This is a genomic window from Ligilactobacillus sp. MP3, from assembly GCF_024436335.1.
Taxonomy (GTDB): Bacteria; Bacillota; Bacilli; order Lactobacillales; family Lactobacillaceae; genus Ligilactobacillus; species Ligilactobacillus salivarius.
The window spans coordinates 48,584-69,033 of the sequence record NZ_JANFQI010000007.1 but is presented as its reverse complement, the minus strand read 5'-3'; the positions used below and the strand labels follow the sequence as shown (position 1 = coordinate 69,033).

Below are 20,450 nucleotides of genomic sequence, written 5' to 3'. Positions count from 1 at the left end.
CCCCCTGCGTGTGACGGCGCCCAGTACAAAACTTACCGTTGAAAGGACGTACATTCATATTGACCAATACACTGAAGTCATTAAAAGCTGTGTGTTGCTAACATCTTCTTTTTACTTTCAATTTAATTTTGGAGGTAAATATTATGGCAACATTTAGAAAATATAAAACAAAGAAAGGTATGTTGTGGCGTTATCAGATTTTAGTTGGTACTGATACAGTAACTGGTAAACGTAAGTATAAAACCAAAGGTGGTTTCTACACAAAGAAAGAGGCAAAATTAGCAGCTGATGAAGTAGAGAAAAAAATAAATAACCCTAACTTTCTAGACAACGAGAATATAACTTTTGGCGAAGTGTATGAACGTTGGATAGCTAACTATAAATTAACTGTTAAAGAGTCTTCTTTTTATACTGTTGAACTACAGTATAAATCTAAGATACTTCCTATTTTGGGTAATAAAAAAATTAATCAAATCACAACAATTGAATGTCAAGACTTGATTAATCACTGGTATTCCATTCCATTAAAGAACTATAAAGCTATATTCAATTTAATAACTAGAATTTTCAAATATGCTAAGCAGTTAAAAATAGTAACAGATGATCCCACGTCATCAGTTATTATTCCTAAAGCTAGTAGACAATTTAGTAACTTGGAACATTCTAGAAATTATTATACCAGAGATGAACTAAAAACGTTCCTTGAATACGCTGAGAAACATGAAAAATACAAAATCTACGTACTTTTTAGATTATTAGCATTTTCTGGCATTCGCAAAAGTGAGGCTTTAGCTTTAACGTGGAATGATATTGATTTTAAAAAGGCACAAATTACAATCAACAAAACTATAATACTGGTATCTAAAGTTAAAGTTACAACCCCAAAAACAAAAAGTAGTAATAGAACTGTTTTTATTGATAAAAAGACATTATCAATTTTAAGTGAATGGAGACTGAGACAAAAGAAAGAACTACTACAAAAAGGGTTCAATGCTTTATCTCCTAATCAGCTTATTTTTCCTGATAAAAATAACCACTACATTATTCCTACCACAATTAGTAAGATGATGAATAGAGTTTCAGAAGGTAGTAATTTACATCATATAACAGTTCATGGTTTAAGACATACTTATGCGACTTTAGCTGCACAAGGTGGTATGTCAGTTAAGCAACTTCAAGCCCAATTAGGACATTCTAAAGTTGAAATTACGTTAGATGTTTACACTTCAATTACTGATGAGCAACGTAAAGATACTGCCATTCAATATACTTCCTTTGTTAATTTCTAACTAAAAATGTGCATACTTGATGCATACTTTTTTGATATTTTGAGAAATATATAGTTGTATTTAAACATTTCAAATATCTTAAAAACATTATTAAATAAACGGTTATGGAATGTTGTGAAATGTTGTGAAATACCATTTCAAAGAACAACTTAATTTATAATCTTTTTTCATGAAAAAAGCAGCAAGACGAACTTGCTGCTTTTTATTATGATTATCTTCTTTTTTCAAACTTAGATAATTGCCCTCTAAATTCGGCACGATATTTCCTAACGTCAGAGGCATCGCTCTTCACATAAGAATCTACCTTTTCATTATGTTCAACTTTATCTAAGCCAATCAATTCTTCTTCACTTGTAACTCTCATCTTAACTAATTTTTTGCAACAAACTACTAAAATCGTAGATAAAATGATTACAAAAATAATTGTACAAACAGTTCCTAAAACTTGAATTAAAAACAAGTGCACCCCACCATATAATAATCCACTCTCAGAAATATTTGAATTTATTGCTTTATTCGCAAACACGCCTGTTAAAATCGAACCTAAAATTCCTGAAATTCCATGACACCCAAAGGCATCTAGCGGATCATCATATTTAAGTTTTGGCTTTATTTTTTCTACAAAAATAAAACTTACAATACTGCACAAAACTCCTATTATGATTGCTCCTAAAGTCGAAACATACGCTGCTGCAGGAGTTATTCCAACTAAACCACATAATGCTCCTGTACAAATCCCTACTAACGATGGTTTGGAATGGAATTTAAGATCCAGTATCATCCACGCTATTAAGGAAGCCCCCGTAGAAACCGTAGTTGTTAAGAAAGCTTGAATGGCCACTTTATCTATTCCTAAAGCTGAACCAACATTAAAACCATACCACCCTATCCAAAGTATACTTGTTCCAAGTAATACCCAAGGTAAATTATAGTGTTCGCTGTTTTCAATATTATATTTAATTCTAGGTCCTAGAAATATAGATAGCACCAATGCAGTTATACCTGCATTAATATGTACAACTGTTCCACCAGCAAAATCCAGCATCCCAATTTTCCCTAATAAACCATCAGGACTCCAAACCATATGTACCATTGGATAATATACAAAAATTGACCATAATGATACAAACAAGATCAAAAAGTTAAATCTCATTCTCCCAACAACAGCTCCAACAAAAAGTGCTGGGGTAATGATCGAAAACATCATTTGAAATACTAGATATGTACCATTATCAATGCCTAAACTTTTAGAATACATCTTCGTTAATTCATATCTACTTAGGAAGAAACTATGTCCCCAACCAAATATCCCAGATACATCTTTACCAAAACAAATTACATAACCTACAGAAACAAAGAGTAGAATCGCTAAGCCACTAATAACAAAAACAGAAAACATGGTATTAACGACATTCTTTTTAGAAACCAATCCCCCATAGAAAAATGCTAAACCAGGAGTCATAAAGAATACCAATATTGTCGAAATGAGAACAAAAGCTGTGTTTGCCTGATTAATCATAAAAAGCCCTCCTATGCCTTTGATGTCAAAAATTATAACATCAGAATAAATAAAATCAACTTTATTTTTAGATATATGTAACTTTTTATAACATAAAACATTAAAATTATTCTATTCTTTTCCTTATTTTCTATTTAAGTAATTTAACTTTTAAAATTCATTTTTCCTAAGTATAATATAAAGTAATAATTACTGATTAGAAACTAGGTGAGACTATGGAAATTTCGGAAAAAGCCCCTGCCAAACTTAATCTAAGTCTTGATACCCCTTTCCGTCATCAAGATGGCGAGCCCGAATGGCGTATGGTTATGACAGCAATCGACTTATCTGATTATGTTCATATTAAAACTATTCCTAACAGCAAAGAGATAACTGTACAAACTAATACCGGCTTTTTACCTTGTGATCAACGAAATTTAGCTTACCAAGCAGCAAAGCTTCTGCAATCTAAATTGGACAAACCAGAAGGCGTGGAAATAGAGATTGATAAACACATCCCTGTTTCTGCAGGTATGGGTGGTGGATCTGCCGATGCGGCTGCAGTTTTAAGAGGTTTAAATAAAATTTGGAATTTAAATATGTCACGTGAGGAGTTAGCAAAATTAGCTCTTACAATCGACTCTGATGTTCCATTTTGTGTATATAGCGAACCTGCCTTAGTAACTGGACGTGGTGAAAAAATCACTCCAATAGGTCCACTTCCACCAATGTGGTTAGTCATTGCTAAACCTCAAGCTAGTGTTTCAACTCCTACAATATTGCGACAAATTCATGAACAACACTTAAATCATCAAGAAGTTCAAAATGTTGTGTCCGCAATTAAGCAACAAAATTTTGATAAAATGTGTCGCCATATGGGGAATGCATTGGAACCCATTACTATGAAAAAATGCCCTGACATTATTAAAATCAAAGATAAAATGTTACAATTTGGAGCTGATGCTGCTCAGATGAGTGGCTCTGGCCCAACTGTCTTTGGCATTTCTCAAAAAAAATCTCGTGCTACTCACATTTATAATAGTTTACGTGGTTTTTGTAAGGAAGTTTATCTTGTTAGAGCATTAGACTCGTTAACGACAAAATAAATAGGTTTGGCATCTTCGCCAAACCTATTTATTTGCTATTATTTCAAGTCATCATCCATATGTTCATAGATCATTTTATAAACAATTTCTGCATCTTCTTCATTTTTACTGAATACAACTACTGTATCATTTCCCGCCAAGGTTCCTGCAATCTCAGCTAACTCTAGGTCATCTAACTTTGCAGCTAAAATATTTGCGTAACTTGAGTTTACAGTTGTTCTAATTAAATTAATAAAGTTTATTCGTTGGATTCCTAATACATTATCATTAATTTCTTGAAATAGACGTTCGTAATTTTTTTCTCCCTCTACCTTCATTTGCTTATAATATGTATTTCCATTTTGGTCACTTACTTTTACAATATTCAAAATTCTCATATCTCTTGAAATTGTAGCTTGTGTAACCTCAACTCCTTCAGCACGCAATAATTGTTGCAATTGCTCTTGAGTTGTTATCTTATTATCAGCAAAAAGTTGCTCCATTAATTCTCTTCTAGCTATTCTATTCACTTTGACACCACTTTCCTTCCTGCAAATTAAGTGTTAGTAATTATTAGTCAAATTTTCTCAAATATTCTGATAACTTCTCTAAACCTTGTTGTAGAATCTTAGGATTACAACAGTATCCTAATCTTGCATGTTGTGGTCTATCAAATGCAGTTCCCGGAACTAACAAAACACCTTTTTCTCTCAACAAATCTTCACAAAATGAATAATCATCTTGGGGAATATCTAGCTTTATAAATGATGTAGAAACTGAATGTGGTGTGCACCAACTTACTCGAGGCTCTGTTTTTAACCAATTTTCTACTATTTCTAAGTTATTCTTGACGATTTCTTCATTCCTTTGCAGAATTTTATCCCTATTTCTCAGTGCATGGACTGCCAAAACATCATTTAATACACCACCACAAATAACTGTGTAATCACGGAACTTTCTAAATATATCCGCTACTTCTTTATTTGATGCTGTCCAACCTATTCTTAATCCAGGTAAAGAAAATGTCTTTGATAAAGAGTTTGTAGCAATCCCCTTATCATACATATCAACTATCGAAGTAAATTTTCTATCTTTGTCTAAAGGCATGTATACTTCATCAACTAATATATACGCATCTACTTCTTTAGCAATTTTTACAACTTCTTCCATAAAATCAGTATCAAACACTGTTCCAGTCGGATTATTGGCATTGTTTAAGCAGATTAATTTAGTTTTAGGAGTTACCAATTCCTTTAATTCATCTATTTTAAAACTCCAGTCTTGTTTCTCATCCAAGTTCAACAATTTTACCTTAGCTCCTAAAGAACGAGGAATATCATATAATTGTTGATATGAAGGAATCATCGAAATCACTTCATCCCCAGCCTCAACCAAAGCATAGATTGCTAACATGTTAGCACCAGTTGCACCATTAGTCTGCAAAATATTATCGGCGGGCATATTTTGATATAGTTCTGCTACTAATTCTTTAAATTCAGGTGATCCTTCAATCCAACCATAATTTAATTTATCAGTACTATGTTGAGCAAAAAAATCCTCCACCTTTGTACCATCTAAACCAATTAATTCTTCTAATGTTAAAGAATCAATTGAACTTTGAGATATATCATATTTAGCACTTTTTTCCCACTTATTTAACCAGGCTTCTACACCAAATTCAGGAAGGTTCATCTTACATCCCCCTTATTTTTCTTTTTCCCACAATATTTGTTCTATTTCCTTTAAAACTTTCTCATCGCTATGCAAACCTGAATGACTTGTATCTTCAAAAGTCATCTGGCTATAATAGGCCCATTTAGGATTTACTATTTTCTGAAGAAATTCTGATTGTACATGTGGTACCGAACCATCAGTATTCTCATTTTTTATCTCACCTAGGAAATTATAGAACTTTATTTTCGCTCTAAGTCTCAAATACTTAGTTTGCGCTACTAATTTTTGATAATTTCCATCAGTTGAGTGAATTTTCTTAGCTTTTTTATAACTAATATCATCAAAGCTCTCCTCTACTGGAACACCTAATAATATTACTCGAGAAAACTTTATCTCTTTTTGAAGTTTACTAGATCCAGCTAAGGCATGCAACCAAGCACTACCACCCCAAGAATGGGCTATTACGTTCATTTTATTTATATGATATTTATCATGTAAAATCAGCATTACATTAGTTAACCATTTTGTTTGTGGTCGGTAACTAGCAGTATAATTCCAATCAAACAAAACTTGTATCATCGCATTTTTCTTATTTTTTACAGTTCCATGTACTTTTACTTTTCCTGTTGGGCTAACATGAATTGTCATTGTTTTTTGTGCAACATTTTCATCTTGATATGTATCTATCATACGATTATATGTCCACTTATTTCCTGCCCAACCTGGAATCAATAAAGTTGGTGTATCACTATAATTTATATCATTGAGTAACTTATCTTCTCTCAATGGTTTGTTTTTACTAGGTAATAGACTTGTAATTTGAAATCCTACTAATACAAGTAAAATAATCAATACTATCTTTAAAATTATTTTTTTCACACCCCATCACCTGCATTTGTTCTGTAAAAAAGGCTGGGATAAAATCCCAACCCTATTATTTATCAATATTCTCTATCTCTTTTTTGGATGTCATCTTAACCAAAATTCAACTCAATGTTCTTAGTCAAAATATCGGTATAACTATAAGATACTCTTTCAACTGCATTTTCATCATGATTTAACTCGATTATAAAAACCGAAGGAAAAGTTTCACGCAAGACACCATGTCTAGTTTTTGACTTCTTACGTCCAAGTCGTGAGGTTATAGTTAGTGGTTCACCAATTTTTCCATCCAACTTAGTCTTAATGCTTGTTATTGTAATTGGCATATATCCACCTCTTTGAGAGATAGTATACCATAGTCAATTAAAATAATCAATTTTATCACATTTTAGTTTTAGACTCAAGCCATTATTCTAATTAATTTCCATTTTTACTAGAGCATCTGATAAATTTATAAAGTCAGCTACTGTTAATTTTTCAGCTCTTATAGATTGCTTAATATCTGCAACTTCCAAAGCTTGTAACATTTTTTCTTTAGTTTCAGAGTCTTTTCCATAAAGGCTTTGAAGATTATTCCATAAGCTCTTTCTTCTATGCATAAAGCTACCCTTAACTAATTTCTTAAAATGTTTTTCATCCTGTGGTTCTTTAGGTTTAACTTTCTTTTTATTCAAAACAATAATTGCAGAATCCACATTAGGTTGTGGAACAAAGACTGTCTTAGGAACAATAAATGCAATTTCTGAATCCATTTCATATTGAACCGCAACAGATAAAGAACCATATGCCTTTGTTCCTGGATTTGCAGCTAATCTTTCAGCCACTTCTTTTTGCATCATTACTACAATTGTTTCAAATTCAATTCCTGAATCCAATAAGTGCATCAAAATAGGTGTAGTAATATAATATGGCAAATTAGCGACTAATTTCAACTTATGACCAGGTTCAAAATGTTCAGCTATCAAAGCCTTCAAGTCTGCTTTTAAAATATCTTGATGGACCACTTCAACATTTTCGTATGGTGATAAAGTATCCGCCAAAACTGGCAGTAATCTATCATCAATCTCTAACGCCATAACTTTATTAGCTCTTTTGGCTAATTGTTCTGTTAAAGCTCCAATTCCTGGCCCAATTTCGATTACATTATCCTCTTCACTAACCTCTGCTGCGGCTACAATATTTTTTAAAATATTAATATCTGTTAGGAAATTCTGACCTAGACTTTTCTTAAAGGTCAATCCATATGTTTTCATAATTGCTCTTGTTCGTGTTGGATTAGCAATTTCAGGTAATTCGTTTGCCATTATTTCACCTCTTAATAGTTATCTTCATTCTTTATATATTCTAGTGCTTTTTTAAACTCATCTGGTGTTATTTGGAATAATTTCAAGCGCTTATACAATTGTTTCCCATTTGTATAGCCTATTCTTAAATATTCACCTAATCTTCTGCGATATTCTTTAGCTTGTGGTCCAGATGTTAATCCCGCTACTGCTAAATCTTCCCTTGAGATTAGTGGCTCTCCATCAGGTACTTCTGTATATAGATGGGCAAGTGCCTCTCTTATTGCTTCAGGACTAGCATGTTCTACACCTAAACTACCTTTATGACTAGGAGCTGCATCATGCTTTGTCAAAAATGCATGTTTTACTCCTGGAACAGCTTCTGTAATTATCTTACGTATCTTTTCTCCAGAAAAATCAGGATCTGTAAAAACAATTACTCCACGTTTATCATATAAATCTTCAATTTGATCTAAAGTTTCGTCGCTTATTGCCGATCCTCTTGTTTCTAGAGTATCAGCATTAACTGCCATTTGAATTCGTTTTGTATCATCTTTTCCTTCAACAACAATTACTTCTTTTATCTTCATTTTGTCGTTCTCATTCATTAATCTTTAAAACTCTTTCTGTATTTTTTCTTGTTATTTCAGCTAATTCTTCACTTGAAATTCCTCTTTTTTCTGCAATAAATTCAAGTGTATATCTTGTCATCGCTGGTTCATTCATTCTATTTCTATATGGCATTGGAGTTAAGTAAGGTGCATCAGTTTCAACTAACATATGCTCCAATGGTGTCATCATCATTGATTCTTGAACGTCCTTGGCACTCTTGAAAGTTACTACCCCACTATATGACAATTCCATACCTAAGCCCAAAAATTTCTCAGCCCAAGTGGTATCACCATTGAAACTGTGCATAATTCCGCCATTTTTTTGAATATTCATATTCTTTAAAATTGCATAACAATCTTCAAATGCATCGCGATTGTGCACACTTATTGGTAAATTAAGTTCTTGGGCCAAAGCTATTTGCTTTTCAAATACTTCATGTTGTACTTTTTTAGGGGAATCATGGTAATAATCCAAACCTATTTCTCCCACAGCAACAAACTTTTCTAATTCCAAATATTTTCTTAATTCTTGTTCATACTCTGCATTATAATTTAATGCATCTTCAGGATGACACCCTACCGCACCATAAATATGAGGATATTCTTGAATAATTTCTTGTAATTTTTTTCTACTGTCATCATCATATCCAATAACCAACATTTCAGTGACATCAAGTGCCTTGGCTCTTTCTATTACGTCAGGAATATCATTATCAAATTCATGCGAATTAATATGTGTATGCGAATCAAATATTTCCACTGTAAATTCCTCTCATAATCTTCTATTTTACTTCTACAATCTTAACACACTTTTTTATTTACTAGCATTATTTTCACCAAACAAAAAAACACTAACTTGTAAATTAAATTACAAATTAGTGTTTCTTGAATCATTATCCTACTAATGAACCATTTGGAATATTTTCTGAAACTGTAATTAATTGGACTGTTTCACCAAATTCTGCTGACAACAACATTCCTTGGCTAACTTCGCCTCTCATCTTACGAGGCTTCAAGTTAGTTACAGCAATAACTTTCTTTCCAACTAGTTCTTCTGGATTTGGATACCATTGAGCAATTCCAGAAAGAATTTGTCGGTCACCTTCATCGCCTGCATCCAATCTGAATTTCAAAAGCTTATCAGCACCTTCAACTTTAGACACTTCTTTAATTTCAGCAACTTTCAATTCAACTTTATCAAACTTATCAAATTTGATTTCGTCCTTAGTCAAAACTAAAGTTGTATTTTCAGGATCCCAGTTTTCTTTAGCTTTTTCAGCCATAGCTTTACGACCCTTAGCCTTTTCATTCTTAGTCATCTTAGACTTAATATATTCCTGTTCTTCTTCTACATCTAAACGTGGGAAGATAGGAGTCCCTTTAGCTACTACTTGTGCACCTGCAGGTAGGTCAAAGTATGAAACACCTTGAATTGCCATATCATCACTATTTAAGCCTAATTGTGCAAAAATTTCCTTAGGTGTGTGAGTCATGACAGGTTGAATCAAGATTGCAACTAAACGTAATGAAGCTGCTAAGTGAGCTAACACACTATCTAATTCATCCTTCTTAGTTTCATCCTTAGCTAAAATCCAAGGTTCTGTTTCATCAATATATTTATTAGAACGAGCAACTAATTTCCAAACCTCGTCTAAAGCATTGGAGAAATGAACACTATCCATTTGTTCTTCAAAATTCTTGATAGTATTAGCAGCCACGTCTTCTAAATCTTTATCAAAAGCAGTTACTCCAGATTTCAATTCAGGAATTTGACCACCACGGTACTTGTTAATCATCGCAACTGTACGATTTAATAAGTTACCTAAGTCATTAGCCAAGTCAAAATTAATCTTACCGATAAAGTCTTCTGGTGTAAATACACCATCATTTCCAAAAGGAACGGCTCTCATTAAGTAGTAGCGCAATGCATCTAAACCATAACGTTCAACTATCATTTCTGGATAGACAACATTTCCCTTAGATTTTGACATCTTGCCGTCACGCATTAATAACCAACCATGACCAATAATATGTTTTGGTAAAGGTAAATCTAAAGCCATTAAAATGATTGGCCAGTAAATAGTGTGGAAACGAACGATTTCTTTACCTACCATGTGGACATCTGCAGGCCAGTATTTCTTAAATAGACTATCATCGTCACCAGTTTCATATCCTAAAGCAGTAATATAGTTACATAAAGCATCAATCCATACATAAACTACGTGCTCTGGATTAGAAGGGACTTTAACACCCCAATTGAAACTTGTACGAGTTAGAGCCAAGTCTTCAAGTCCTGGTTTAATGAAGTTGTTTAACATTTCATTCTTTCTAGTATCAGGAATTATAAAATCTGGATGTTCTTCATAGTATTTTACTAATCTATCAGCATATTTACTCATCTTAAAGAAGTAGCAATCTTCTTCAACAAGTTGCACTTCATGTCCAGATGGAGCCTTACCACCAATCATGTTTCCATCTTCATCACGGTAAACTTCTGCTAATTGTGATTCTGTGAAATATTCTTCATCAGATACTGAATACCATCCACGATATTTACCTAAGTAGATATCGCCTTTTGCCAATAATTTTTCAAAGATATTTTGAACAGCTTTTTCATGATAATCATCAGTTGTACGGATAAACTTATCATTTGTTATTTCTAGCTTTTTCCAAAGTTCTTTAATATCAGCAGCCATCTTATCTACGTATTCTTGTGGTTGCATTCCTAATGCTTGAGCCTTTTGCTCAATTTTCAACCCATGTTCATCTGTGCCTGTTAAAAAGAATACGTCGTAACCTTGAAGCCGTTTGTAACGTGCTAACACATCACAAGCGATTGTTGTATATGAATTTCCAATGTGCAATTTACCAGATGGATAGTAAATTGGAGTTGTAATATAAAATGTTGGTTTTTCACCCATAGACGAATCAACTCTCCTTATTAATTTATCTCAATTAGATCTAAAAATATTTGCTAGATTTAGTATAGCATATAAACCCTTGATTTTAGTTAGTTAATCTTAATTAACGCTTTAAATATTCAATCCCAATTGAATCTAAGAAATCTGTTACTTTCATATTATAATATTCAACAAATTTCTTAGCGGAATCTTTACCTGGATCAGCTAATACAAATGAATTTTGTCCATCATTTTTCCATTGACCAACGTAAGCTGACTTAAATGTTAAATTATCATCTAATGGAGAATGAACAATATTAAATAATTGGCGAACTTGCAATCTCATTTGTCTTTCACTTAAAACAACTGATAAAGTAGCGAATTCTGTCATATTCATCGGTACCATTCCCAACTTACTCAATTCATCATCAAAAGCTTTAAATAACTTAACAACTGTTCTTCGAATTGCAAAAGCAGAATCCAAACTTCTTTCAATTAAAATTTCGTATAATCTTTGCGCAGCTTCGAATGAAATTGGATAAAGTTCCATTAATTTATCCTTAACAGAGTCTTGCTCATCTTTAAAGAATAATAAGGTATCAAGTAAGGTTAAAATTCTTAAAACCATCCACTGATCATGTTCTCCTTGTTCTGTTTTTAAAACTGAAAGAACACCTTTAAAATATAATTCTTTAATTTCATCTGTCATCATTCCAAGTTCTGCTTGTTCACGATATACATAGTCATGCATTACAATATCGTACAATTCCAATCCTGTTGCCATGAACTTAGTATCTAAGTCTTTCTTTTTAGTTGTTAAATTAAATGAAATTTGTGGTGCTCCATTAAACATGTGTAAAAAGTGAAGTAATTCATGGGCTACAGTATAGTCAGGACGTGTCATATCATATATATCAATCATCAACTGTCCACCACGTAAATATTGTTGAGCCTGGTCATGGCGAACATATCCTAATTTAGAATCTTTTTTTACATTAATTCCTACACCTTCAGGAAAAATTGCCTCAACTTTCTTCATTAAACTTTTAGTAGCTTTGCTGAAGTTAATTTCTTTTGTCATTATTTCCCCTCATTTCTTAAATTATCCAAAATTTCTTTAGCTGTACTCATATCTCGCTTATTTAACTTTTCTAATTTAGATACAACCAACGGTATTTCTTTTTCAGTTGCCCCAATTGAACTTACCAATGATTTCAACTGTAGACGCATATGTCCCTTTTGAATTCCTTCTGTTACCAGAGCATATAATGCAGCCAAATTTTGACCTAACCCTACTGATGCAACAACTTTTTCTAATTCAATTGCATTCTCTATTTCTAATAATTTATGGTTGACCTTTACTAAAGGAACGATCCCTATTGATCCCCCAACAGATCCAAGTGGTAGTGGTAAAGTAATTTCACCATGCAATGTGCCTCCAATAACTTTCCAAGTGCTTAAGCCACGATAGCTACCATCTTTGGCAGCATATGCATGAGCTCCAGCTTCAATTGCACGCCAATCATTACCACTTGCGATAACTACTCCATCAATTCCATTCATGATCCCCTTATTATGTGTTGTAGCACGATACGGATCGATTTGTGCAATATAGCTTGCTTGAGCAATTTTCTCAGCAATCTTTTCTCCTGACATTCTATTTTTAGTCAATGAAGCAACTGGAATATCACATATAGCCGTTGCTAGACATTCAGTTGCATAATTAGATAGGATACTCATAACTACATCTTGTTCGTACTTCTCTCTAATCGTAGCTGCAATTGCTTCAAGCATTGTATTTAACATGTTAGCTCCCATAGCTTCTTGAACATCTACTGCTAAATCTATCGAGATAATACTCTTATCTAATTTACGTACTCTTATCCATTTTGCTCCTCCGCCACGTCTAACAATAGATGGATGAGCTTGGTTGGCAATTTCTAACAATTCATCTTCGTTTTTTAAGATATCATCTTCGAATTTATCAACATCTTCAATTTTTTCAACAATGACTTGTCCTAGCATCAATCTTTGCTTTACAGATGCTTTAAATCCTCCCGACTTTTTTACAATACCTGCCCCATGGCTACTTGCTGCTATCACGGAAGGTTCTTCAGTTACCATAGGAATCAAATATTCTTTACCATTAATCACATAATTTAAAGCCAATCCTTCTGGCAATAAATACTGTGTTATAAAATTCTCAATTTGAGTCTCTCCTAGACTAACATCTATCGCTTGTGACTTTAATCTATCAATATCTTCCTGTGACAAAATTTCTTGTTTTTTAAGTATCTCAAGCCGTTCAGACCAACTTTTTTTATAATATTTTTTAAAACCTTCCATCTTTTTCGCACCTTTCTAAACATTAGACATTATCTATTATATAATAGATAAATAAAATATTCGATTAAGGGGTATAAATTTGAAAAAAGTTATTATTTCTATATTATCAGGGATCATTCTCTCTCTGATTATGTTAATTTCAGCACCTACACATATTTCTGCTGATACTTTAAAAGTCGGTATTTTAGCTGATAATAAACCTTATAGCTATCTGACTAATAAAAAAGTAACTGGTTTTGAAGTAGAGCTAAGTAAAAAAATCGCTCAAGAAATGGATACTAATATCAAATTCGTTAAGGTTTCAGATCGCAAAAAATTACAAAAACTAGTTAGTGAGCATCAAATTGATCTTGCTTTAGGACAATTTGATAAGACTACACTTTCGTCTAAATTGATCACAACTAACACCTATTTATATCCACAAAATGTCTTGTTTACTGGCACACATCGCCATATTTCATCTGTTGAAGATTTACAAAATAAAAAAGTAGGTATTCTAGCTAATGGTAACCAACATCAACTTTTAACAAACCTACAAATGAAACCTAAAGTCTATAACAGTATATCTTCATTAATGAAGGCATTGGAAAATAAAAAAATAAAAGCTGGTATCCTCACAGATTATGAATATACAGCTTATCTTAATAAACATCCTGAATTAACTTCTGCTTATTTACAAGCACTTAATTCTACCAAAAAATCTGATTTACCTAAGTTGACTTTAACACGTATAAAAGATCCTCAAATCACCTCGCAACAATTAGTGGGAATTACTGATAAGAGGAATACTAAACTAAACCAAACTTTAGATAAGTTAAAAGATGGTAATGACATTATAGACTTATCACAAAAATACTTTTCACAGGATTTAACCAAACCATAATAAAACCTCTTGATAGTTTAAAATGGCTATCAAGAGGTTTTATCATTCATCTATACCATTCAGTTATATTATGTTACAATGTTTTTAATTGTAAAGAAGGTGATGCCTATGATAACAACACAAGATTTAATGAAAAAATACAATATTTCTAGACAAACCGTCAATAATTGGATTAAACAAGAAAAAATTCCTAGTCCTCTTAACAAAAAAGGACATCAAAATGCTTGGAATTATGAACAACTTGAACTGTTAGATTCAAATTTTAATAATGAAACAACTAAATCACTATTAAAAATAAACAATCGTCGCTATTTAGGAAGCAAACAGAGGATGTTACCTTTTATTGAAAAAGTTGTAGATGATAATACTTGTGACATCCGTACTGTAGCTGATATTTTTGGTGGGACTGGTGTGGTTGCAAACTTATTTAAAGAAAAAGGGAAAAATATTATTGTTAATGATATTCTTACTAGTAACTATGTCTCTTATCAAACATGGTTCAGTTCCTCTAAAATAGATGAAAATAAGATTAGGAATAAATTATTTGAGCTAAATCATCTTTCTGGTGTATCTGGATATGTTACAAAGAACTTTGGAAATAGATATTTTTCTGTAGATAATGCCAAAAAAATAGACGCTATTCGTGAACAAATTGAACAATATTCAGACATAAATTTTAGGGAAAAATCTATTCTACTAACCTCCCTACTTTATGCTATGGATAAGGTCGCTAATACTGTAGGACATTTTGATGCATTTAGAAAAAAAATGGATAATTTAACTCCAATATATTTAAAATTACCTGAGCTAACTGATAATAAGGATAATAAAATTTATAATACAGACGCAAATGAATTAGTAAAAAAAATAAAAGCGGATTTAGTTTATATTGATACTCCTTATAATTCTCGTGGATATGAAAATGCTTATCATGTTTTGGAAAACGTTATCGAGTGGAAAAAACCTGCTGTCGAAGGAATTGCAAAGAAAGCAATTAATCGTAAGGAAAAGTCTTCTGAATATACTAAGGCTAGAGCTCCGCAAGCATTTGCTGATTTAATTTCACATATTAATGCCAAGTATATTTTAGTGTCTTACAATAATATGGCTAAAAAGGGCAATTCTCGTTCAAACGCCAAAATCTCTAATGAAGAAATAATACAAATTTTACAAACACGTGGAAAAGTACAAGTTTTTGATACTGATTTTTCTGCATTTACTACTGGAAAAACAAATATTAAAGATCATAAGGAATTGTTGTATTTATGTACTGTTAATACACGTCAACCTAAAATAGTTAAATCTGCCTTAAATTATACAGGTAGTAAACATAAGCTTCTTCCGCAATTATTGCCTTTATTTCCAAGTAAATGCAATACTTTTATTGATCTTTTTTGTGGTGGTGCTAGTGTTACTGTAAATTTAGCCAATTTAAATATTGCTAAATCATACATTGCTAACGATATAGAATCACATGTTATTGAATTTTTTAATTATCTTTCTAAATCAGATCCACAAAGCTTTATACAAGAGTTAGATAATAAGATTTCATATTATGGATTGTCCAACACTTACAAATATGGGTATAATCATTATAATTGCGACAGTTCGCAGGGATTAAGTAAATATAATCAAGACAAATTTCTAACTTTACGTAAGGATTATAATAACTCGCCTTCGCCATTATTATTTTATTTATTAATTGTTTTTGGTTTTAACAATCAAATACGTTTCAACAAAAGAAACCACTATAACCTTCCAGTTGGAAAAAGAGATTTTAATAAAAACATGCGTAATAAACTAACTACATTTTCAAATATTATAAGAGAGAATAATATTACTTTTTCTAATCATGATTTTAGAGATATATCTTTTAAAGCTGGTGATTTTATTTATGCAGATCCCCCTTATCTTATCAGCAATGCTACCTATAATGAGAACAACGGTTGGACTAAAGATGATGAGTTATCTCTGTACGCTTTCCTAGATTTAGTCGATAAAAAGAAGGCTAAATTTGCTTTATCTAATGTCTTAGTTCACAAAGGCAAGGAAAATGATTTACTAAAAAAATGGGCTAAAAAATATCATCTGCATGTTCTTAATTACGATTATAATAATAGCAATTATCATTCAACTGCTAAACATAACAATACTGTTGAAGTATTAATAACAAATTATTAATAACAAATTATTAATTATATGTATATTAGGATGTGATAGCTATGCAATTAAAATCTTCTTCATTTACATTTAACTTAGGCGATACTAGTTTCCGTCGTAAAACTCTGATTGATGATTATAAAGAAATTTTACCATTTCTAAGGGAAAATAATTTAGAATTTGATACTTGGGATAATGAAGCTCAAGCTGCTTTTTATAAAAAAATTCTTTTAGGTTCGGATTTATTTGAAAGAAATAAAAAAGAAGATTTTGCAAAAAGAGGAAGGACATTGACAAATTCTCTTGTAAAACTTGGACTAACAGATAGTAAAAGGAGACTTTCAAAAGTATCTATCAATTGGCTTACTGGAACCTCACAAAAAGCTGATAAAATCGAGATCTTCCTCGGATTAGATCAGAATAATTTGATATTTCTTAGGCAGTTACTTAAACTTCGTGTTTACGAAAATAACGGCAATCATTTTGTTTATCCATTTAGAATTGGAATTACTTTGGCTATGCTATATAGGAATATTCCGCAATCTAATTTTTTGAATTTACTCCATTTGATTAGACCTAATTTTTCTCAAAAGAAAATAATTGATATAATTAATGACTACAAAAGAGTTGATAACGGTAGTTTATCATTTTCTGAATTTTTAAACATATATTTTCCTGAAAATACTAATGGTCTTTCAGCTACTGAGTTATTTTCACACCAACCATTGAATAAAGATATATTTTCAAAGTTATTTTTTAACGGTAAAACTTCGAAATACCAAGATGATTACTACAATTTTGTTGTAACTTTATTGCATTTTAAACAAACTAAAGATCTAAGAAGTTTGCAAGAGCTATTAAAATTATCAAACACTAATTCTATTAGACAGGCCTTTAATTCAGGAACAAGTATTTTTAAATCAAAATCTTCTGTAAATAAATTTCTAGAAGCTAACCAAAATAATATATTTCTTGATTCCAATGATTCTTTGATCTATAGTCAATTCATCTCATCAAAAAAGAATAATTTAATTAAAGAATATCGCGATATGACTAAAAGAACTTTTAATTTAACTGGAATATTTGATTTTAGTAATGGATTAGTGAATCTTATTTCATCTGATATTTGTAATATTATTTTTTCTAATATTTCATTAGCCGGTAATGAATCTCTTGATTATGAAAAAAATCTTAATTCCCCTTTCTATCAAGAGCACACTATAACAAAAATATTAAATCTTAAAGAAGATTATGTATTAACAAAATTACAAAAACTACTAAATACTTCTGATATTTCTAATGTAGTTGATATTGTAAATCGCCGTAAAGAAAAATTATTCAGAGAGTTTATGTATAAAAATTTTCCCAAAGAAAAAATTTTACAAATTCTCCCTCTTTTCTCTGAACGCAACGATTCAAAAATCAAAAAAATGGTTTCCGAATCAGCAACTGTACCTACTATATTTGAATATATTGTTGGTATTGCTTGGTTTTATCTTTCATCTGAAAAATTCTATATTACTAAAAGTTTGAATTTAACACTCGATGGTAACATGCTTCCTCTAACGCATGCAGCAGGCGGCGAGGGTGATATTATAATAGATTATTCTAAATCAACATTAATGTTAGAGGTAACTCTTATGAATAAGCATGCTCAAAAACGAGGAGAATGGGAACCTGTTCTCAGACATGCAACAAATTTAACAGTTGATAAAAAACCAATTGAAGTAATAACTTTATTTATAGCAGATGAATTGGATGATAATACAGTCAACATTTGGCGTGCTATATCTACAGTTCCTCTAAAGTCCTCTAACAAAGATGAATATGCACAGAATGTTAAAGTTTTTCCTTTAAACATTAAAAATCTCATTTATATGTTACAAAATGGACAAGATGAACAACTTTTATTAAAAAATATAAAATCTTCATATGATGAATATTTTAGAAATTTTGACTTAAGTTGGAGAGATGAAATAATGTTTGATTCTAAAATTAAATAACTTACATGTAATCAAATAGCGACAAATATAGCTTTACAATGCTTTTATTTGTCGCTACTTTTTTATTCTAAACCACTTAATATTTGAGTTATAATCAGATCTAGATCTCTTTTTTCATCACAAGGGACATTAGGAGCAAAAATAAATCGTTGTAAAAAGTATGCTATCATTGGCCCCGTTATTATTCTAACCAATACTATTGCATCATAATCTGGATGTTTGCTACCTACTAGTTTCCTAAATTCCGTAAATATTTCCTGATTACTTTTTATAGCTTCAACAAATCCTTCTGATACCATTTGTCTAATTTTAATTTTTGTTAGACTTTCTTGGATAAAGATTCTTAGTATCTGATGATTTTTCTTCATGAATTCAAATCGATTAATCACGATAAAAGTTATAATTTCTTTTAATGATTTATCACTTATCTCATTTATTTCACTAAAAAATTTACGTTGGAATTTTGGAAAAAGTTCAGTCGTAATTAGGTTTATGATTTCTAACAGTAACTTTTCCTTAGTTGAATAATATTTAAAAATGGTTGCTTCACTGATACCTGCATTTTTTGCAATTTGTGCTGTTGATGTTGCATCATACCCCTGCTTAGCAAACAAATTAATCGCCGATAATAAGGCTTTTTCCTGTCCATTCGTTAATTTCTTGTTACCTAAAATTTCTTCATAATCTTCTAAAATAGTCTTGTTTTCCATAACTCTCACCCATTAAACTTTTCTGTATCTTTTTAGGCCTAAAATATTCAAAATTAATAGAACTACTAAAAAGATCATCAATACTAGTATATCTTTTCCTACATCTATTAAGCCAGCTCCTTGCATTATGATTGCAGATAAGGCTTCACCAGCATAAGTTAATGGTAAAATTTTCCCAATTCTTTGTGCCCAATCAGCCATTGAATCCAATGGAATGATACCTGAAAAGAAAATCTGAGGAACAACTACTAATGGAATGAATTGCATCATTTGAAATTCTGATGAAGCAAATGTTGATAGCAAAATACCAAAGGCTAGCGCGACAAATCCCAATAAAACTGCAATAATTATTACACTAAATATTGAGCCTATTATCTCAATGTCTAATAATTTAATTCCTACAACTGTTATCAGACTTGCTTGCGCCAATGCCATTAAGCCATAACCTAGCATATATCCATAAACTATTTCGCTTCTCTTTACAGGTGTAGCTAATAATCTTTCTAGAGTACCACTTATTCGTTCTTTTAATAGCGCCATTCCTGAAATTAAAAATACAAAGAAAAACACAAAAAATCCTATTAGCATTGGGGCCATCTTATCAAAAAAATTAGTTTTACTATTTCCATAATTATAATGATTTTTTATACTTATTTTTGATTTATTCATTTTAACAGACTCTTGTTGCCCAGTTAATTCCGCTATTACTTGTCCTTGTTTAACCACCATTGATTGTAATTTGGAAACATTATCCTTCATAAGGGCACTTTCTAATACTTTCTTTGTCATCACAGTTTTAGAAACATCTAGATTGGCATAAGTTACATCATACTGCTTACTTTTATAACTGATTACTCCGTCTAAGCTATTAGCATCTAAATCTTTTTTAGCATGTTTTTCACTTTCATATTTTTTTACGGTAATCCCATCTACTTGATCCATTTTTCGATTAATTTGATTGTTAACATCTACTGTTCCTATTGTTACTTTAGTTTTTGTACTTGCAGAAAACATCAAATTTAACAAACACAAGATCAACAATGGTGCAACAAACATCAGCAATACTGTACGCTTATCTCCAATCAATTCTATAACAACTTTTTTAGCAATCACTAAAGTCTTCATA

At 31.3% G+C, this 20,450-nt stretch carries 18 protein-coding genes; 5 read left to right on the top strand and 13 right to left on the bottom strand.

Annotated elements, in window-relative coordinates:
- The first annotated feature begins 143 nt into the window (after positions 1–143).
- Positions 144–1,289 carry a site-specific integrase gene (locus tag NOU10_RS06485; protein WP_255906338.1) on the top strand — a complete coding sequence of 382 codons (1,146 nt, stop codon included), beginning with the start codon at positions 144–146 and terminating at the stop codon, positions 1,287–1,289.
- 211 nt (positions 1,290–1,500) lie between these two features.
- Here the strand turns inward: NOU10_RS06485 and NOU10_RS06480 are convergent, their stop codons facing one another.
- A complete protein-coding gene (locus NOU10_RS06480; RefSeq protein ID WP_003704861.1) occupies positions 1,501–2,808 on the bottom strand; it encodes an ammonium transporter in 1,308 nt (435 codons plus the stop codon).
- 215 nt (positions 2,809–3,023) lie between these two features.
- On the opposite strand from NOU10_RS06480, the gene ispE reads away from it, so the two are divergent.
- Positions 3,024–3,893, top strand: a complete 870-nt coding sequence (ispE, locus tag NOU10_RS06475) for a 4-(cytidine 5'-diphospho)-2-C-methyl-D-erythritol kinase (RefSeq protein ID WP_003699663.1) — start codon at positions 3,024–3,026, stop codon at positions 3,891–3,893.
- Positions 3,894–3,931: 38 nt separating this feature from the next.
- Here the strand turns inward: ispE and NOU10_RS09490 are convergent, their stop codons facing one another.
- From NOU10_RS09490 to NOU10_RS06425, 10 genes are all read right to left on the bottom strand, one after another.
- Positions 3,932–4,402 carry an arginine repressor gene (locus tag NOU10_RS09490; protein WP_003702207.1) on the bottom strand — a complete coding sequence of 157 codons (471 nt, stop codon included), beginning with the start codon at positions 4,400–4,402 and terminating at the stop codon, positions 3,932–3,934.
- Positions 4,403–4,445: 43 nt separating this feature from the next.
- A complete protein-coding gene (locus NOU10_RS06465; protein WP_081511143.1) occupies positions 4,446–5,564 on the bottom strand; it encodes an aminotransferase in 1,119 nt (372 codons plus the stop codon).
- Positions 5,565–5,576: 12 nt separating this feature from the next.
- On the bottom strand, positions 5,577–6,425 hold the full coding sequence (locus NOU10_RS06460) for an alpha/beta hydrolase (RefSeq protein WP_011475603.1): 849 nt from the start codon (positions 6,423–6,425) through the stop codon (positions 5,577–5,579).
- A gap of 95 nt (positions 6,426–6,520) precedes the next feature.
- Positions 6,521–6,754, bottom strand: a complete 234-nt coding sequence (locus NOU10_RS06455; RefSeq protein ID WP_049164416.1) for a Veg family protein — start codon at positions 6,752–6,754, stop codon at positions 6,521–6,523.
- An 87-nt stretch (positions 6,755–6,841) separates the two neighbouring features.
- The gene (gene rsmA, locus NOU10_RS06450; protein WP_255906336.1) at positions 6,842–7,732 is read right to left on the bottom strand and encodes a 16S rRNA (adenine(1518)-N(6)/adenine(1519)-N(6))-dimethyltransferase RsmA; all 891 of its coding nucleotides are present in this window, start codon (positions 7,730–7,732) and stop codon (positions 6,842–6,844) included.
- Between the two features lie 11 nt (positions 7,733–7,743).
- Positions 7,744–8,301 (bottom strand): ribonuclease M5, encoded by a 558-nt coding sequence (gene rnmV, locus NOU10_RS06445; RefSeq protein WP_080767637.1) that lies wholly within the window; start codon positions 8,299–8,301, stop codon positions 7,744–7,746.
- 10 nt (positions 8,302–8,311) lie between these two features.
- Positions 8,312–9,082: a TatD family hydrolase gene (locus tag NOU10_RS06440; protein ID WP_191355648.1), complete on the bottom strand. Its 771-nt coding sequence runs from the start codon at positions 9,080–9,082 to the stop codon at positions 8,312–8,314.
- A 133-nt stretch (positions 9,083–9,215) separates the two neighbouring features.
- Positions 9,216–11,243, bottom strand: coding sequence for a methionine--tRNA ligase (metG, locus tag NOU10_RS06435; RefSeq protein ID WP_014568129.1), 2,028 nt, complete (start codon positions 11,241–11,243; stop codon positions 9,216–9,218).
- Between the two features lie 103 nt (positions 11,244–11,346).
- Complete coding sequence (locus tag NOU10_RS06430) at positions 11,347–12,303, bottom strand: IpaB/EvcA family protein (protein ID WP_255906335.1); 957 nt, start codon at positions 12,301–12,303, stop codon at positions 11,347–11,349.
- Positions 12,303–13,568, bottom strand: a complete 1,266-nt coding sequence (locus NOU10_RS06425; RefSeq protein WP_081537737.1) for a hydroxymethylglutaryl-CoA reductase, degradative — start codon at positions 13,566–13,568, stop codon at positions 12,303–12,305. The genes NOU10_RS06430 and NOU10_RS06425 overlap by 1 nt, the downstream gene beginning before the upstream one ends.
- Positions 13,569–13,647: 79 nt before the next feature.
- On the opposite strand from NOU10_RS06425, the gene NOU10_RS06420 reads away from it, so the two are divergent.
- From NOU10_RS06420 to NOU10_RS06410, 3 genes are all read left to right on the top strand, one after another.
- Entirely contained in the window at positions 13,648–14,451 is an 804-nt protein-coding gene (locus tag NOU10_RS06420; RefSeq protein WP_255906334.1) for a transporter substrate-binding domain-containing protein, read from the top strand.
- A 108-nt stretch (positions 14,452–14,559) separates the two neighbouring features.
- Positions 14,560–16,632, top strand: coding sequence for a Dam family site-specific DNA-(adenine-N6)-methyltransferase (locus NOU10_RS06415; RefSeq protein ID WP_178847564.1), 2,073 nt, complete (start codon positions 14,560–14,562; stop codon positions 16,630–16,632).
- A 41-nt stretch (positions 16,633–16,673) separates the two neighbouring features.
- Entirely contained in the window at positions 16,674–18,614 is a 1,941-nt protein-coding gene (locus tag NOU10_RS06410; protein ID WP_255906333.1) for an AlwI family type II restriction endonuclease, read from the top strand.
- A gap of 62 nt (positions 18,615–18,676) precedes the next feature.
- Here the strand turns inward: NOU10_RS06410 and NOU10_RS06405 are convergent, their stop codons facing one another.
- Both NOU10_RS06405 and NOU10_RS06400 read right to left on the bottom strand, forming a co-directional pair.
- A complete protein-coding gene (locus NOU10_RS06405) occupies positions 18,677–19,324 on the bottom strand; it encodes a TetR/AcrR family transcriptional regulator (protein ID WP_255906332.1) in 648 nt (215 codons plus the stop codon).
- A gap of 12 nt (positions 19,325–19,336) precedes the next feature.
- Complete coding sequence (locus NOU10_RS06400; protein WP_255906331.1) at positions 19,337–20,449, bottom strand: ABC transporter permease; 1,113 nt, start codon at positions 20,447–20,449, stop codon at positions 19,337–19,339.
- Position 20,450: the final 1 nt, after the last annotated feature.

What these genes read in the sequence shown, in the direction of transcription:
- NOU10_RS06455 (WP_049164416.1), bottom strand. Translation starts at nt 6,754, where the DNA reads ATGCCAATTACAATAACAAGCATTAAGACTAAGTTGGATGGAAAAATT.
- NOU10_RS06425 (WP_081537737.1), bottom strand. Translation starts at nt 13,568, where the DNA reads ATGGAAGGTTTTAAAAAATATTATAAAAAAAGTTGGTCTGAACGGCTT.
- NOU10_RS06410 (WP_255906333.1), top strand. Translation starts at nt 16,674, where the DNA reads ATGCAATTAAAATCTTCTTCATTTACATTTAACTTAGGCGATACTAGT.
- NOU10_RS06465 (WP_081511143.1), bottom strand. Translation starts at nt 5,564, where the DNA reads ATGAACCTTCCTGAATTTGGTGTAGAAGCCTGGTTAAATAAGTGGGAA.
- NOU10_RS06400 (WP_255906331.1), bottom strand. Translation starts at nt 20,449, where the DNA reads ATGAAGACTTTAGTGATTGCTAAAAAAGTTGTTATAGAATTGATTGGA.
- ispE (WP_003699663.1), top strand. Translation starts at nt 3,024, where the DNA reads ATGGAAATTTCGGAAAAAGCCCCTGCCAAACTTAATCTAAGTCTTGAT.
- NOU10_RS06485 (WP_255906338.1), top strand. Translation starts at nt 144, where the DNA reads ATGGCAACATTTAGAAAATATAAAACAAAGAAAGGTATGTTGTGGCGT.
- NOU10_RS06405 (WP_255906332.1), bottom strand. Translation starts at nt 19,324, where the DNA reads ATGGAAAACAAGACTATTTTAGAAGATTATGAAGAAATTTTAGGTAAC.
- rsmA (WP_255906336.1), bottom strand. Translation starts at nt 7,732, where the DNA reads ATGGCAAACGAATTACCTGAAATTGCTAATCCAACACGAACAAGAGCA.
- NOU10_RS06430 (WP_255906335.1), bottom strand. Translation starts at nt 12,303, where the DNA reads ATGACAAAAGAAATTAACTTCAGCAAAGCTACTAAAAGTTTAATGAAG.
- NOU10_RS06480 (WP_003704861.1), bottom strand. Translation starts at nt 2,808, where the DNA reads ATGATTAATCAGGCAAACACAGCTTTTGTTCTCATTTCGACAATATTG.
- NOU10_RS06415 (WP_178847564.1), top strand. Translation starts at nt 14,560, where the DNA reads ATGATAACAACACAAGATTTAATGAAAAAATACAATATTTCTAGACAA.
- metG (WP_014568129.1), bottom strand. Translation starts at nt 11,243, where the DNA reads ATGGGTGAAAAACCAACATTTTATATTACAACTCCAATTTACTATCCA.
- rnmV (WP_080767637.1), bottom strand. Translation starts at nt 8,301, where the DNA reads ATGAAGATAAAAGAAGTAATTGTTGTTGAAGGAAAAGATGATACAAAA.